The sequence below is a fragment of the Sphaerisporangium melleum genome, assembly GCF_014646695.1.
In the GTDB taxonomy this organism is placed as follows: domain Bacteria; phylum Actinomycetota; class Actinomycetes; order Streptosporangiales; family Streptosporangiaceae; genus Sphaerisporangium; species Sphaerisporangium melleum.
This window is the reverse complement of sequence record NZ_BMNT01000020.1, coordinates 157347-172998: the sequence shown is the minus strand read 5'-3', so window position 1 is coordinate 172998 and position 15652 is coordinate 157347. Positions and strand designations below refer to the sequence as shown.

General features: G+C 72.1%; 10 protein-coding genes. 3 read left to right on the top strand and 7 right to left on the bottom strand.

Annotated features, from left to right (window positions below):
• On the bottom strand, window positions 1-191 hold a 191-nt coding region (locus tag IEY93_RS19230; protein ID WP_229691266.1), incomplete at its 3' end, for a hypothetical protein.
• A 584-nt stretch (window positions 192-775) separates the two neighbouring features.
• A complete protein-coding gene (locus IEY93_RS19225) occupies window positions 776-3244 on the bottom strand; it encodes a SpoIIE family protein phosphatase (RefSeq protein ID WP_189164457.1) in 2469 nt (822 codons plus the stop codon).
• 376 nt (window positions 3245-3620) lie between these two features.
• On the opposite strand from IEY93_RS19225, the gene IEY93_RS19220 reads away from it, so the two are divergent.
• Window positions 3621-4934: an RICIN domain-containing protein gene (locus tag IEY93_RS19220; RefSeq protein ID WP_203968703.1), complete on the top strand. Its 1314-nt coding sequence runs from the start codon at window positions 3621-3623 to the stop codon at window positions 4932-4934.
• A 92-nt stretch (window positions 4935-5026) separates the two neighbouring features.
• On the opposite strand, the gene IEY93_RS19215 is transcribed toward IEY93_RS19220, so the two are convergent.
• Complete coding sequence (locus IEY93_RS19215) at window positions 5027-7981, bottom strand: helix-turn-helix transcriptional regulator (protein ID WP_189164456.1); 2955 nt, start codon at window positions 7979-7981, stop codon at window positions 5027-5029.
• A 311-nt stretch (window positions 7982-8292) separates the two neighbouring features.
• Between IEY93_RS19215 and IEY93_RS19210 the strand changes: the two genes are divergently transcribed.
• A complete protein-coding gene (locus IEY93_RS19210) occupies window positions 8293-11901 on the top strand; it encodes a S8 family serine peptidase (protein WP_189164455.1) in 3609 nt (1202 codons plus the stop codon).
• A gap of 180 nt (window positions 11902-12081) precedes the next feature.
• Here IEY93_RS19210 and IEY93_RS19205 read toward each other — a convergent pair whose 3' ends face one another.
• Both IEY93_RS19205 and IEY93_RS19200 read right to left on the bottom strand, forming a co-directional pair.
• Window positions 12082-12273 carry a hypothetical protein gene (locus tag IEY93_RS19205; protein ID WP_189164454.1) on the bottom strand — a complete coding sequence of 64 codons (192 nt, stop codon included), beginning with the start codon at window positions 12271-12273 and terminating at the stop codon, window positions 12082-12084.
• 59 nt (window positions 12274-12332) lie between these two features.
• The gene (locus IEY93_RS19200; protein ID WP_189164453.1) at window positions 12333-12875 is read right to left on the bottom strand and encodes an NUDIX domain-containing protein; all 543 of its coding nucleotides are present in this window, start codon (window positions 12873-12875) and stop codon (window positions 12333-12335) included.
• Between the two features lie 70 nt (window positions 12876-12945).
• Here IEY93_RS19200 and IEY93_RS19195 point away from each other — a divergent pair, with 70 nt between their 5' ends.
• Window positions 12946-13806: a DUF72 domain-containing protein gene (locus tag IEY93_RS19195; protein ID WP_189164452.1), complete on the top strand. Its 861-nt coding sequence runs from the start codon at window positions 12946-12948 to the stop codon at window positions 13804-13806.
• Window positions 13807-13992: 186 nt separating this feature from the next.
• On the opposite strand, the gene IEY93_RS19190 is transcribed toward IEY93_RS19195, so the two are convergent.
• Window positions 13993-14793 (bottom strand): alpha/beta fold hydrolase, encoded by an 801-nt coding sequence (locus IEY93_RS19190; RefSeq protein WP_229691265.1) that lies wholly within the window; start codon window positions 14791-14793, stop codon window positions 13993-13995.
• Window positions 14794-14990: 197 nt separating this feature from the next.
• Window positions 14991-15533, bottom strand: a complete 543-nt coding sequence (locus IEY93_RS19185) for a DinB family protein (RefSeq protein ID WP_189164451.1) — start codon at window positions 15531-15533, stop codon at window positions 14991-14993.
• Window positions 15534-15652: the final 119 nt, after the last annotated feature.

The window sequence follows — 15652 nt, the reverse complement described above, 5'->3', positions numbered from 1 at the left end:
CTGCTGGTGATCTGGATCGTCCCGCTTCTCAGCGTGGGGGTCTTGCCGCATCCGGCGGTCGCCGCGGCGACGCTCGCATCGGCGGCCCGCGTGGTCGTGCCGCGCACCTCACTCAGCGCCGCGTGGCCGGTGGCCAGGACGAGAAGTGCCGCGGCCGCCACGGCCCCGAAGAAGGATCTCTGCCTCAACATCTCGTCATTTCCTCTGCCGTTCGAATGCTGACCTGCATGGATGGGGAAACCATTCGCTTCTCGTTCGTCGGGGGTGGGAGCGTGCTCGCCTTCCCTGCCGAAGGGATACAGGGCGAGCTCGAAGGCTGGTTAGCGTTAACATGCCGACGAGCGTCTTCGTCGCTCGTCGGCGTCCCGAATGCCGGGAGGCAGGGTGGACTCCGGGTTCAGCCTGCTGGACCAGGCCGATGTGCGCAGAACAGTGACGAGCTCGTACGCTTCCGGTCCGGCTCGATCCGCAGACTTTTCACTGCTCTTAGAGGCAGATTGTTAGCGCTAACACGAGAGAATGGGGGCGCTCCTCTCTGCACAGCGGGCTGGAGGTGATGGTGAAGCGGAGCAAATCCGACCGTGATGAGGCCTGTCAAGGTTTCGGTCGCCCGTCTCGCGGTGCACTCCTGCCGAAACACCGGTCCCTTCCGTACCTGACCAGGGCAGTGGGTCATCGCGGTACCGGATGCGCTGCGATGAAAATTTCAGCGATGACGGCCTGATTTTTCCGGAAGAAACGGACCGCGGGCCTCCCTGCCTTGGAGGCCTGTGGCTCACGCCGTTCTGTACGCCTGATCCCCTGATGTCTCGTGCGGGCTCTGACGCCTCTGAGGCAGGGCCTGTTCGCACCAGATGGTCTTGCCGGAGGTGGTCTGCCGCGTTCCCCAGCCCTGCGTGAGCTGTGCGACCAGCAGCAGCCCGCGGCCCCCCTCGTCGAAGACACGGGCCCGGCGCAGGTGCGGCGCCGTGCTGCTGCCGTCCGAGACCTCGCAGATCAGCGTCCGGTCGCGGATCAGCCGTAGCCGGATCGGTGCGGCCCCGTGGCGGATGGCGTTGGTGACCAGCTCGCTGACCACGAGTTCGGTGACGAACTCCATCTCGGTCAGCCCCCACACGACCAGTTGGTCCATGGCGAGCTTTCTGGCATGGGACACCAGGGCGGTGTCGGCGGGCAGGTCCCACGTGGCGAACTGATCCGGGGAGAGCGCCTCCGTACGCGCGAGGAGCAGGGCCGCGTCGTCCGCCGCGCGGCCGTCGAGGAGGGTGCCGGTCACGATGTCGCAGGTGTCTTCGAGCGACGCCGCCGGCGACGCCAGGCCATGGCGGAGTTCGGTGAGGCCCTGGTCGATGTCGCGGTCCCGGGATTCGATCAGGCCGTCGGTGAACAGGGCGATGACGCTGCCCGGGATCAGGTGGAGCTCGATGGGTTCGAAGGGCAGGCCGCCGACGCCGAGCGGGGGGCCGACCGGGCCGGTCACGGGCTGCGGAGCACTATCAGGGGTGACCAGAACGGGCAGCGGGTGGCCGGCGGTGGCCATGGTGCAGGAACGCGAGATGGGATCGTAGACGGCGTACAGGCAGGTTGCGCCGAGCTCGCCGGAGGCGGCGGCCTCGCCGTCCGTGCCGAGGTGGATGACCAGGTCGTCCAGGTGGGTGAGGAGCTCGTCAGGCGGCAGGTCGACGTCGGCCAGGGTCCGTACGGCGGTGCGCAGCCGTCCCATGGTGGCGGAGGCGTGGATGCCGTGGCCGACGACGTCCCCGACGACGAGGGCGACCCGGCAGCCGGACAGCGGGATCACGTCGAACCAGTCGCCGCCCACCCCTGCCTGGGCGGCCGCCGGCAGGTAACGCGAGGCGATCTCCACCGCGGGCTGGGTGGGCGACCGCTGGGGCAGCAGACTGCGCTGCAGCGTCAGCGCCAGCCGGCGTTCGCGGGTGTAGCGACAAGCGTTGTCGATGGCGATGCCGGCCTTGGCGACCAGTTCCATCGCGTAGGACAGATCCTCCTCGCCGAAGGGCCGGGGCAGACGGGAGCGCCAGAAGCTGACCACGCCCATCCGCGTCTCCGTGGAGCGGAGCGGAGTCGTGATCAGCGAATGGAAGCCGGCGTCCAGCAGGCGGGCCGCGGCCTCCTGATCCTGGGACCGCCACGTGGTGGAGCCGCGCAGATCAGGCTCGATCACCGCGACACCGTGCCGGAAACCACGCGACTGGGGGGTGGCGGCGTTCCACTCGATCAGCGTTCCCGGCAGGTGGAACGGGCCGCCTTCCCGGATCTGCCCGATGGCCGCCCGGCACAGTCGGTCGCCCTCGCGCCGCGGTTGATCGTCACCGTGCAAGACCGACACCGCCAGGTCGACGGTGACCAGATCGGCGAACACGGGGACCACCACCCGCGCCAGTTCCTCCGCGGTCCGCCGCACGTCGAGGCTGGTGCTCACCGCCGTGCTGACGTCGTACAGCAGCTTGAGGCGCATGTGCGCCTCCTCGGTCATCCCGCGGCTCTCCTGCAGCGATCTCCCCATGGTGTTGAACGCGACCTCGAGTTCGCCGATCTCGCCGGTTCCGCTCTCCGGCATCCGTGCTCCGAGATCGCCGCCGGCGAGCCGTGCGGCGACGGTGGCGGCCCTGCGGACCGGCCGGATGATCGCCCGGGTCAGATACCCGGTGTAGGCGGTGATGAGGAGTGCCGACCCCGCGAGCCCACCGGTGCCGGCGGCGATCAGCCACCTGACCTTGGTGGCGGCGGTCTGTTCGCGCGCCGCGAGCTCGGATCCCGCGGCCTCGTTGAACCGGTCGAACCGGACGCGGAGCCCGTCGACGCGCCGTTTGCCCTCGGCCGTCGTCGCCACGCTCCAGGCGGAGGGGTCCCCGCGCTTGGCCGCGTCCACCAGGGGGAGCGAATAGTCGCGGATGAACGACCGGCCGTCGTTGCGGATGTCGTCCGCCAGTCTCCAGAGCTCGGGGGTGTCGGCGAGGCTCATGAACCGCTGCGCCTGATCGGGGAAGGCCGTCCGGGCGGCCTCCCATGGCTGGAGGAAGCGCTGCTGCCGGGTGATGAGGAAGCCGCGCTGCCCCGTTTCGAGGTCGATGATGAGCGTCTCGAGGTGGCCGGCCTCGACGAGTGTCGTGCGGGTGTGCATCCGCGCCTCGGTCGCGTGCAGCATCTCGGTGATCGCCCAGAGCATCGTGCCGAAGACGAGCCCCATCAGCATCGCGAGCACGCCGCTCGCGATGAGCATGAGAGGCGTCAGCCCTCTTCCGACACCCCACTTCGATCGGGTTGTGCTCATGCTCGGCCCTGCCGGGGTAGCCATCGCACCGATACTGTCCCGAGTCTATGACCAGGGCATTCGTTCCCGGACCAGGGGAGGGACACCGAGCCTGTTGACCTACGCCATTGACAGCGGGACACCCTGATCGTAGCCTCGGCGGCAACGGCTTTGTTAGGAAAGTTTCTTAAGAAAGGAGCCTCGGGCGCCGAGGGCTCCCGCCGCCGCCATGCCGGCCGGAAAGGCGCGGTCGCCCATCGGCGCGGACGAAATGGCAGGCCACGGCACCGGCGGCCGTCATCCCTCTCGGCATTCAGCCACCACCCCCCACCGCTGAAGGATCCCCGTGCCCAGAAGATTCGCCAAAATCATCGCCACCCTCTCCGGAATCGCCGTCGCGGCCTGCGTGGGCTTCGCCGCCGGCCCTGCGAGCGGCGCCGCCGGCAGGCAGGCCGCCGCTCCGTTCAAGGTGCTCGCCTTCTACAACGGCACCTGGGACGCCGCCCACATCGACTTCGACAAAGAGGCCAGGGAATGGTTCCCCGCGGCCGCCGCGCAGTACGGCTTCACCTGGGAGGCGACGACCGACTGGAGCCGCCTCAGCGCTTCGGGCCTGTCGCAGTACAAGGTCATCATGTTCCTGGACGACCTCCCGCCCGCGAGCCAGCGCGCCGCGTTCCAGACCTACATGCAGAACGGCGGGGCCTGGATGGGCTTCCACGTGAGCGCGTTCACCACCGACCCCGGCTCGTGGAGCTGGTACCACAACACCTTCCTCGGCTCGGGCGCGTTCCAGACGAACACCTGGCTGCCGACCGCCGAGACCCTGAAGATCGAAGATCGCGGGCACCCGTCCACGACCGGACTGCCGGCGACCATCCAGTCCTCGGTGAGCGAGTGGTACTCCTGGAGCCGCGACCTGCGGCAGAACCCGGACATCGACATCCTCGCGTCGATCGACCCCGCCAGCTTCCCGGTGGGCACCGACCCCAACCAGCAGTGGCGCAGCGGCTACTACCCGATCATGTGGACCAACAAGAAGTACAAGATGCTGTACGCCAACTTCGGGCACAACGCCATGAACTACTCCACGAACACGCGTACCTCATCGACCTTCGCCAGTGCCCAGCAGAACCAGTGGCTGATCAACGGCCTGCTCTGGCTGGCCGGCGCGGGCGGCACCACGCCGACGCCGTCGCCCACCCCGACCTCCCCCACGGAGATCTCGCCGACGACGTGGTACTCGGTCGTGAACAAGGGCAGCGGCAAGTGCGTCGACGCGCGCGCGGCGGGTACGAGCAACGGCACCGCCATCCAGCAGTACACCTGCAACGCGACCAACGCCCAGCAGTACCAGTTCGCACCGACGAGCGGTGGCTTCGTCCGGGCCGGCAACCGCGCGAGCGTCGACCAGGTGCTCGATGTGACCGACGTGTCCACCGCGGACAATGCGCCGATCCAGCTCTGGGCGTACGGCGGTGGCGGCAACCAGCAGTGGCAGCCGGTGTCCGAGGGCGGCGGCTACTACCACTTCGTCAATCGCAACAGCGGCAAATGCCTCGACGTCCCGGCCGCGTCCACCGCCGACGGCGTCCAGCTCGTCCAGTACACCTGCAACGGCACGGGCGCCCAGTCCTTCCGGCTCGCCGCACAGAGCTGAACGCGGACACCTCTGGTGTGCGGGCGGGAGCCCTGGGTATCCGGGCTCCCGCCCGGCGCGGGCGCCGTCCGGGGACATCGGTGTGCCGCCGGTCAGGGGGTCAGCAGTGCGCGGAGGTCCTTGCGCGACAGGTAGCCGAGTTTGCGGAGCACGCTGGAGATGTGGCTCTCGATGGTGCGCCTGCTCAGGAACAGCTCGCCGGCGATCTCCTGGTTGGTCTTCCCCGCCGCCGCCAGCAGCGCCACCTCGTGTTCCCGTGAGGTCAACGTCTGGCCGTGGGATGGGCGCCCGCCCCGCCACGGGTAGGGGATGGGCACGCCGTTCTGCCGCATGACCCGGCAGACGCGTGCGATGTCGCGCACCGCCCCCATCGCGCCGTACGTGCGCAGCGCGCTCTCCAGCAGGTCTCCCCCGCCGGGCGCTGCGCGTTCGCAGCGCCACCGGCCGAGACGTTCACCGGCCAGGGCCTCCTGGTAGCGCAGGCCGGCGTCGCGCAGCACGGTGCGCGCGGCGTCGAGCAGCCGGTCGGCCGCCGCCTCCGGTGTGGCGTGGATCGGCCGGTCGGATGCCAGAGGTCCATGCCCCTCGTGCGCGGCGGTCGAGAGGGCCGGCGCGCCGCGGGTGAGGACGGCGCGCGCGGTCAGCAGGGCCGCGACGGCGACGGGGGCGTCGGCTCCGGCCAGGCCCGCGTCCAGCTCGTCCACCAACTCGGCGGCTTCGGCGGCCCGGCCGAGGGCGTCCAGGGCGTCCACCAGGCACAGCACGGTCTCGGCTCCCCACACCCAGGTGCCCTTGGCGCGCACCCGGGCCAGCCCGGCGGTGGCCTGTTCGGCCGCGCCGGCCGGGTCGTCCAGGGTGAGCAGCAGCCGGGACAGTGCCGCGCGGGCGGGGATGAGCGGCCACACCGCGCCGACCCGCTCGGCGATGGAGATCACCTCGTCCAGCAGCGTCGCCGCCTCCTCGGCCGGGCCGGTCGCGGAGAGGAGCGTGCCGCGCAGCATGCGCGCGTCCAGGATCGCGGCGGCGAAGGTGGCCGAGGCGCCGCTCAGGCGGCGCAGCCGTGGCTCCAGCCCGTCCCAGCGCCCCGCGGCGAGGTCGGCGGCGGCGGTCACCAGCTCGACGATCTCCACCACGCGCAGGTAGTCGGCCTGGCCGGCCACCCGCCGCCCCTCGGCCAGCAGGGTCTCGGCACGCTGGACGTGGCCGATGTGCAGGGCGCCCTGCGCCCAGTTGAGGCAGGCGCGTGCGTGTTCGCGCGGCGCGGCGCGCAGGCGGTCGTCCCCTCGCAGTTCGTCGATGAGCCGCAGGCTCGCCGGGTCGCCCTGCTCCAGCAGCAGCGAGGCCCGGGTGATGCGGACGGCGATGCCGGCGTCGGGGTCGCCGCTGCGGCGCGCGACCTCCTCGGCCTGGTCGCATCGCGCGGTGTGCTCGGTGATGTGCCGGTCGACGACGGTCTCGGGCGCGGCGAGCACGGCGAGCGCGCGGCCGAGGAGCGCCGGCCGGTCGGCGAGGTCGTCGAGTGCGCCCTCGATCTGCAGGTAGCCCTCCCGCGCCGCGCCGTGCTGGCGCAGCAGGCGGCCGAGGGCGAACCGCAGCTCGCCGCGCAGGTGGGCGGGCAGCGGCTCGGTGGCCAGCAGGCGTTCGAGGGTCGGCACGGCCTCGGCGTGGGCCAGCCCGTCGACCGCGGCCCGGCCCAGCCTGATGGCCAGCCGTACGCGGGCGTCCCCGGCGAGCCCATCGGTATCGAGGGCCTGGAGCAGGAAGCGCGCCGCCGTGGCGTCGTTGCCGTGCGCGAGCGCCAGGTCGGCGGCGGCCTCGGCGTTGCGCGCGAACTCGGCCGGGCGACCGGCCAGCCGGAAGTGGTGGGCGAGCTTGGCGACCGGGGCGGGCCCGGGGCCGCCTTCCAGGGCCTGGGCGGTCTTCAGGTGCAGCCAGCGCCGGCCGGCCACCGGCACCGACTCGTACACGATCTGCCGCGCCAGCGCGTGCCGGAACCGGCATTCGCCGTCCTGCTCGTGCAGCAGACCGGCGGCCTGCGCCTCGGTGAGGGCCTGGGCGATCTCGGCCGGGCCGTGCCCGGTGACCTCGGCGAGCACCCGCTCGTCGGGCGTCGTGCCGATGACGGCGGCGGCCCCGAGGATGTCGCGCGCCGCGCCGCCGAGCGAGGACAGGCGTTGCAGCACCACGTCGCGGAGCACGGTCGGCACGGCGAGGTCGGCGAGCACCTCGGGCCGGCCGGGGATCTCGTCGGCGGGCAGGCGCTCCAGCAGGGTGCGCAGCACCTCCTCGACGACGAACGGGATGCCGCCGGTCTTCTCGTACAGGGGAGCGGTGAACGAGGCGGGGACCTCGGCCTTCAGGATGCCCGTGGCGAGCTGCTCGACCTCCGGCGCGCTCAGCGGGGTGAGGGTGACCGGCAGCCCGGGCCCTGACGGGGCCCGGGCGAACGCCTCGCGGACCGGCAGCAGCTCGGCCGTAGGACGGAGCGTGACGATCACCGAGAGCTTCGGCGGCTGGTGGGAGGCGAGGAAGGACAGGAAGTCGCGGGTGCCGCCGTCGGCCCAGTGCACGTCCTCCAGGACGAGCACCGATGGGCTCAGGTGGTCGAGCAGGGCGACGGCGGCCCGGAACACGCGGTGCCGTTCGGCCCGCTGGTCGTGCAGCGGCGGCAGCGGTGGCGGGAGATGCCCGGCGATCTCGGGGAGCAGCAGCGCCAGCGCCCCCACCACCGGGTTGACCGGCGGAGACTGGGCGAGGTCGTCGCCGGCCCTGCGGATGGCGTCGAGCACGGGGGACAGCGGCAGGGGCTCCTGGAGCTGCTCGCACTGGCCCACGAGCCTGCGGGCCGATGCCAGATCGGGGGAGGCGAGGAGCTCGGCGACCAGCCGGCTCTTGCCGATGCCCGCCTCCCCTTCGACCAGGACGAGCGCGGGCGGGGCGGCGATGGCCCGGCGCAGCAGGGTCAGCTCGGACCGCCGCCCGATGAGCGCCTCGGACAGGGAACCCGGTGGGGCGGCGCGGAGCGGTTCGAAGGGCAACCTTGCCACCCCCTCTCCTACGCCATGAGCAGGCTACCGGAACTCCACCTGCCGTTTTCGGGAAAGTGCCGCACCAAAAATCCGTATACGGTACGGATCACGGCACCGCATGGTCCTTAATAGCCTCTCCGCTCGTCCGCTTGATCAGCGGCGATGCGCGGAGGGCAACGATGGATCTGTCCAAATCCCCTGGCCATGCTCGAAGGCGGTTGCCGGCGGCCATGGCGCTGACCGGGCTGATGCTGGCCGGGGTCGCCTGGCCCGCCGGCCCGGTGTCGGCCGAGGCCGGTTCGGAAGAGCAAAAAATTTACATTGTGCAAATGGCCCTGGATCCCGTTGTGACCTACGACGGGGACACGGCCGGGCTGCCGGCGACCAAGCCCGTGCGGGGAGAGAAGGTCGACCCACGTTCCGGCGACGTGACCAGGTACGTCGCGCACCTCCGGGGCCGGCACGACGCCGCGCTGAAGAAGGTGGGCGGCAAGAAGCTGCAGGAGTACGTGTACTCCTACGACGGCTTCGCGGCCAAGCTGACCAAGTCCCAGGTCGCGGAGCTGCGGACGATGCCGGACGTCGTCGGGGTCACCGAGGACAAGAAGGTCTCGGTGGCGACGTCGTCGACGCCGTCCTTCCTCGGCCTGGACGCCCCCGGCGGCCTGTGGGACCGGCTCGGCGGGCCCGACGGCAAGAAGGGCGCGGGCGAAGGCCTGGTCATCGGCGTCATCGACAGCGGCATCTGGCCGGAGGCCGAGAGCTTCGCCGGTACCGACGCCAAGGGCAGGCCGTTCCCCCCGATCCGCGGCTTCGACGGCGCGTGCGGCCCGGCCGGCGACACCTCCTGGAACCCCCGGCTGTGCAACGGCAAGCTGATCGGGGCGCGGCACTTCAACGAGGCGTGGGGCGGGGACGCCGGGCTGAAGGAGTTCCTGCCCTGGGAGTTCCTGTCGGCGCGCGACTACAACGGGCACGGCACCCACGTGGCCGCCACGGCCGCCGGTGACCACGCCGTCCAGGTGACCGGCCCGGCCTCGGTGTTCGGGAAGGTCAGCGGCATCGCGCCGCGGGCGCGCATCGCCGCCTACAAGGCGCTGTGGTCCACCGAGGACGCCTCCACCGCGCAGGGCTACAACTCCGACCTGGTCGCCGCCATCGACCAGGCGGTGGCGGACGGCGTGGACGTCATCAACTACTCCGTCTCGGGCACGAGCACCGACTTCCTCGACCCGGTGGAGATGGCGTTCCTGTCGGCCGCCGAGGCGGGCGTCTTCGTCTCGGCCGCAGGCGGGAACGATGGCCCGGCCGCGTCCACCGTGGCGCACCCGTCGCCGTGGATCACCACGGTGGCGGCGGGTACGCACGACCGCGGTGCCCAGGGCGCGGTGGCGCTCGGCAACGGCGCGACCTACACCGGCGTCTCGGTCGCCGCGGCCAAGGCCGGCCCGGCGCCGCTGGTCGACGCGTCCGCCGCCGCGCTGCCCGGCGCCGACACCTCGTACGCGGGGCTGTGCTACGCGGCCAAGGACAACGGCGGCAAGCCGGTCCTCGACCCGGCCAAGGTGCGGGGCAAGATCGTGCTGTGCGACCGCGGGACGACGCCGCGGGTGAACAAGAGCGCCGCCGTCGCCGAGGCGGGCGGCATCGGCATGGTCCTCGCCAACGTGGACGAGAACTCCCTCAACGCCGACCTGCACGCGGTGCCCACGGTGCACCTCGCGGTCAAGGACCGGCAGGCCGTCAAGGACTACGCCGCCACCCCCGGCGCGACGGCGACCGTCGAGCAGGCGAAGATCACCGGTGATGTGCCGGCGCCCTACGTCGCGGAGTTCTCCTCCCGCGGCCCGATCCTGGCGGGCGGCGGCGACCTGCTCAAGCCGGACGTGACCGCTCCCGGCCAGGACATCCTGGCGGCGGTCTCACCCGCCGCCGGTGGCCTCGACTTCAACTTCCTCAGCGGCACCTCCATGGCCGCCCCGCACGTCGCGGGGCTCGCCGCGCTGCTGAAGGACCTGCACCCCGACTGGTCGCCCATGGCGATCAAGTCGGCGCTGATGACGACCGGCTCCGACGTCCTGGACGGACCCGCCACCGACCCGAAGGTGATCTTCGGCGCGGGCGCGGGACACGTCACGCCCAACAGCGCCGCCGACCCCGGCCTGGTCTACGACAGCGACGGCAGGGACTGGATCGCCTTCCTCTGCGCGACGACCCGGGGCGTCAAGCCCGCGACCTGCGACGCGCTCGCCAAGAAGGGATACTCGCTCGACCCGAGCGACATGAACGTCCCCTCGATCGCGGTCGGGCGGCTCACCGGCACCCAGACGGTCACCCGCACGGTGACCAACGTCGGCAACGAGACCGCCACCTACACCCCGTCCATCACCGGACTGTCCGGCGTCAAGGCCGAGGTCAGGCCGAGCAGCCTCAAGCTCAAGGGCGGGCAGACCAGGTCGTTCACCGTCACCTTCACCCGGACCACCGCGGCGATGAACGCCTACCAGGGCGGCAGGCTCGTCTGGAAGGACCGCCGCCACACGGTCGCCGTCCCCGTCCTGGTGCGCCCGGTGCAGGAGACGTGGGCGTCCGCGCACGGCGTCGCGGGCGGCAGCGACTCCGGTGAGTACCTCGCCCTCGACCCGCAGGGCAAGCGGGCCTTCATGGCCGGCGTCAGCTACGCCTCCGGCCCCGGCGCGCTGCAGCCGAGCATGACGACCGTCGCCTACGACCCGGCCACCGGCATCGAGCTGTGGAGCCAGGACCACATCGGCAACGGCGGCTGGGACGAGGTCACCGCCATCGAGGTGAGCCCGGACGGATCCAAGGTGTTCGTCACCGGCACCAGCGCCGACACCGCCACCGGCACCGACGCCCTCACCCTCGCCTACGACGCCGCCACCGGCAAGCAGTTGTGGACCGGGCGCTACACCGGGCCGGGGAACCGGTCGGACTTCGGCAACGGCGTCTCGGTCGCGCCGGACGGCAAGACCGTCTACGTGACCGGCATGGCCATGGTGGACGAGAACCTGGCCGACTACGTCACGATCGCCTACGACGCCGGCAGCGGCGCCACCCGGTGGACGTCCACCTACGCCGGGCCGGGCGGCGACACCGACGACGCGCGGGTGGTCAAGGTGAGCCCGGACGGGACGAAGGTCTTCGTCACCGGCCAGAGCTCCGGCCCTGAGGGCACCGGTCTCGCCGACTGGGGCACCGTGGCCTACGACGCCGCCACCGGCGAGCGGCTCTGGGCCGTCCACCGCAACGGCACGGCCAACGGCACCGACATCCCCTCCGCCATGGTCGTCGCCAAGGACGGCAAGGCGGTCTTCGTCACAGGCTCCACCGAGAACGACGGGACGCAGACCGACCTGACCATGGTCGCCTACGACACCACGACCGGGGCCGAGCTCTGGACGGACGTCTACGACGGCCCGGCGCACGGCAGCGACACCCCGCACGACGTCACCCTCGCGCCCGACGGCGGCAGGGTGTACATCACCGGCAACACCGAGGGCCAGGGGACGGGGTCGGACTACACCACGATCGCCTACGACCCGGCCACCGGGCGGCGGGCGTGGGTGCAGCGCTACAACGGGAAGGCGAACAACGAGGACTACGCCTGGAAGGCCGCCCCGACCCCCGACGGAACCAAGATCATCGTTGCCGGCGAGAGCACCGACGACGCGGCCACGGGGTCGGACTACGTGACCATCGCCTACGACGCCGCGAGCGGTGAGCAGGTCTGGCTGGGCCGGTACGACGGCCAGGTCGGCGGGCGGGACTCGGCGCGCTCGCTCGCCGTGGACGCGGCCGGCGGCACCGGGGTCCGCATCTTCGTGACCGGGACCAGCGCGGCCGGTGGCACGCTGCCCGACCAGGTGGACATGGACGCGGTGACGGTGGCCTACTTCGAGCCCTGGAAGCAGCGGTGACCGCCCGTCCTGCGCGGCGTCACGACCGCTCCGGCTGACGTCTCGCGAACCCCGCGCCCCCGGCTCTCCCCACGAGAGCCGGGGGCGCACGCGTTCCCCGGCCCGCCGGTGGACGAGCGGGCGGATCGAAGCGGTCTGCCTGTACCGGCACGAAAGGGGATGCGGACCGAGCCCGGCATCTCAGCCCGCTGGGGCGAGCCCGGCGTAGGCCCGGCAGGCCGCCTGGGTGGCGGGCAGGTTCCACTCGTCCAGGATCTCGGTGAAATCGCTCCAGTGCCAGGTTTCCGCGCCCAGATCGGCCAGCACTCGCACGGCCCGTCGCTGCGGCGTGTTGAGCGAGTTGGACACCCGGAAGAGACCGCCGGGCGACATGGGCGGCAACAGCGACCTGGGAAGCGGCGGGGGACCGCTCCCCGGCGCGGAACCTGCGCTCAGCCGTGGCCGCGAAGGACCCACAGGGTGTAGGCGGCGACCGAGGAGGAGTCGGTGATCGAGCCGTCGAGCATCATCCGCTCGAACTCCGCCCGGGAGACCCAGCGCTGGCGCATGTCCTGCTCGCTGTGCTCGCGCTCGCTGCCGCCCTCGGTGAGCCCGGTGGCGAGGTACACGTCCAGGGCCTGGTCGGTCATGCCGTGCGCGTTGTCCAGCCGGCCGAGGTGGCGCAGGTGCGCGGCGCGCAGGCCGGTCTCCTCGCGCAGCTCCCGGTGGGCCATGTCCTCGCTGGTGGCGGCCTCGGCGGTGCCCTGCGGGAAGCTCCACGAGCGGCGGCCGATCGGATAGCGGTACTCCTCCACGATGTGGAAGCCGTCGCCCTCCTGCGGGATGACCAGCACGAAGTCCGGCCGGACGACGTACCCGTACAGGCCGGGCGAGCCGTCGGGGTACTCGATCTGGTCCTCCCGCACGGTCATCCAGCGGTTGCGGTAGACGATCTGCGAGGAAACCCGGCGGACCACCGGCTGCGTGTCGGTCATGTCGCCGCATCGTACTCGCGCCAGGCGAACGCCGGCGGTGGGTGAAGGCGGCTTGGGTAGGGTCGGGGCCATGCGGCTTCATGTGGGGTGCGCGATGTGGACGCTCGCGCCGTGGCAGGGGCGCTTCCTGCCCCATCCGCTCCCGCCCGGCGAGCGCCTGCGGGCGTACGCGGGCTGGTGCAACGCGGTGGAGGGCAACACCACCTTCTATGCGACTCCGGCGAGGAGCACGGTGGAGTTGTGGGCGGGCCAGACCGACCCCGGCTTCCGGTTCGTGGTCAAACTGCCCAAGGCCGTCACCCACGAACGCCGCCTGGCCGGCGCCGGCGACGAGCTCGCCGCCTTCCTCGACGCGATGGAGCCGCTCGGGCCGCGGATCCACTCGCTGTGGGTGCAGTTGCCGGCCGCGTTCTCCCCGGCCGATCTCGGGGTCCTGGCGGCCTTCCTGCGCGGGCTGCCGCGCGAGCAGCGGTACGCCGTCGAGGTGCGCCACCGCGCGTTCTTCGAGGACACGCGGGCCGCAGGGCTGCTGGAGCGGGTGCTGGCCGGGGCCGGCGCCGAGTGGGTGCCGTTCGACACCACCGTGCTGTTCCGCACCCCGCCCACCAGCGACGCCGAGCGGGACGCGTGGACCAAGAAGCCTCGGATGCCGCGCCGGTCGTCGGCGCTGACCGACCGGCCCATCGTCCGCTATCTGGGCCGCGACGACGTCGAGGCCACGGTGGAGGGCTGGCGGCCGTGGGTCGGCACGGTCGTCGACTGGCTGCACGAGGGGCGCTCGCCGACGGTGTTCGTGCACACCCCCGACAACGCCGAGGCGCCGGCGCTCGCCCGCCGCTTCCACGACGAGGTGCGGGCCCGGCTGCCCGAGGTCGAGCCGCTGCCCGAGCCGCTGCCGGTCGAGCCCGCCGAGCCGCTGACCCTCTTCTGACTCCCCTCACCGCCGCCCGCGCGGCCGGCGGCAACGGGGCCGGCGGAACGCGGGCCCCCGGCGGGTGGCGTCGTGCCGCTCTCCGTCCCGGTCAGCCCGGGGAGGTTGCTCGCCGGCTCGGCCGCACCATCGGCATGGTGGAGGGGCGGCATGGGGGGTGAACGCCGCCCCTCCGGGCATCTCGGGTCAGTCCGTGAAGAAGGCCGCGAGCTCGGCGGCGAGGACCTTGGTGTCGACCTGGCCGTGCGCCATGCCGTCCAGCACCTTGAGCCGCGAGTCGGGCAGGGCGGCGTCCACGGCGCGCGCGGCGTCCTGCATGCGTGCGGGGCTCTCGGCGCCGGCCAGCACCAGGACGGGAACGGAGAGGGCGGCGAACCGCTCGGCCGGGACCGGCCCGGGGCCGACGATCGCGGCCTCGTAGGCCAGGGTGTGCGCGATCGCCTCCATGTCGGCCCAGAACGGCTGCCCGCGCATCTGGCCGAGCATCTCGGCGGGGACGTCGGCGCCCTTGACCATGAACAGCTCGACCGCGTCGCCGCGCCGGCCGGCCCGCACCAGGGCGGTGATCTCCTCCTCGCTCGGCAGCGCCGGGCGGGAGCCGTCGGTGACGTACGGCGGCTCGTACGCGACGACCTTGCTGATCGCCGAGCCGGCGTACGCCGCCTCCAGGGCGAGGGACGCGCCCGAGGAACCGCCGAAGACCAGGGCGGAGCCGCCCGCCTCGGCGATCAGGGCGTCGATGTCCTCGATCTCGCGCTGGACGGCGTAGGGCTCGGTGTCACCGCTGTCGCCCCGCCCGCGGCGGTCGTAGTTGAACACGGTGAACCGGGACGACAGCGCTTCGGCGAGCTCGGTGAAGATCGGGTTGGTCCGCTCGGCGAAGCCGCCGCCGACCAGGATGACGGCCGGCCCGGTCCCGGAGCGGTCGTAGGCGATGGTGGTGCCGTCGGCCGACGTGACCTTCTGCATGGTGATCACTCTTCCCATGGACGTCATCCGGATCGGATGGGTGGATGCGGTTCCCGGTTGCGGCGGCGCCCGGGCTGTCCGGCCGGAGCGCCTCCCCACGCACCGCCAACGGTGTCACCGAAAACAAAATTTGTCAAGAGTAATTGAGTTGTCGGCGGCGCGTCATGGCCGCGCCCCGGCTCCGGTTCCCACGCGGCGGCTCGCCGCGTGGGCGTTCAGTAGCCGGTGGCGCCGTCGAGCCGTTCGCGCAGCAGGTCGGCGTGGCCGTTGTGCCGCGCGTACTCGGCGATCATGCTGACCAGGATGCGGCGCAGGGCGATGGGCTCTCCGGTGGACAGCCGCGTCCCGGTGTCGTCGAGCGAGGCATCGGCGACGATGCGCCGGGAGTGCTCGCACTCGGCCCGCCAGGTCGCGAGCGCCTCGCCGACGTCGCCGTCCAGGGACGCGAAGTCCTGCTCGGGGTCGTCGTCGGAGTAATAGAGGAGCGGGACGTCCTCGCCGGCGAACTGCACACGGAACCACCACCGCTCGACGCCGGCGAGATGGCGGACCAGGCCGTGCAGGCTCAGTGAGGAGGGCGGGACGCTCCGCTCCGACAGCCTCCCCGGCTCGATGCCGGAGCACTTCAGCGCGAACGTCTCACGATGCCAGTCGAGATAGGAGGTGAGGATCTCGCGCTCGCCGCCGATCAGGGGAGGATCGGGGCGCGCGCCGTCCGGCCATGGCTGCGAGAGGTTCTCCGCGGGGATCTGCGTCATGTTCCCCGCAGCATGCCAGGCGGTACCGACAGCGCCGCCGTCACCCCACGGAGGGGTCGCCGGTCTCCTGTCCGACGCTGGGGTGGACGGCGACGATGATGCGGTGCGCCCGCCCGCCT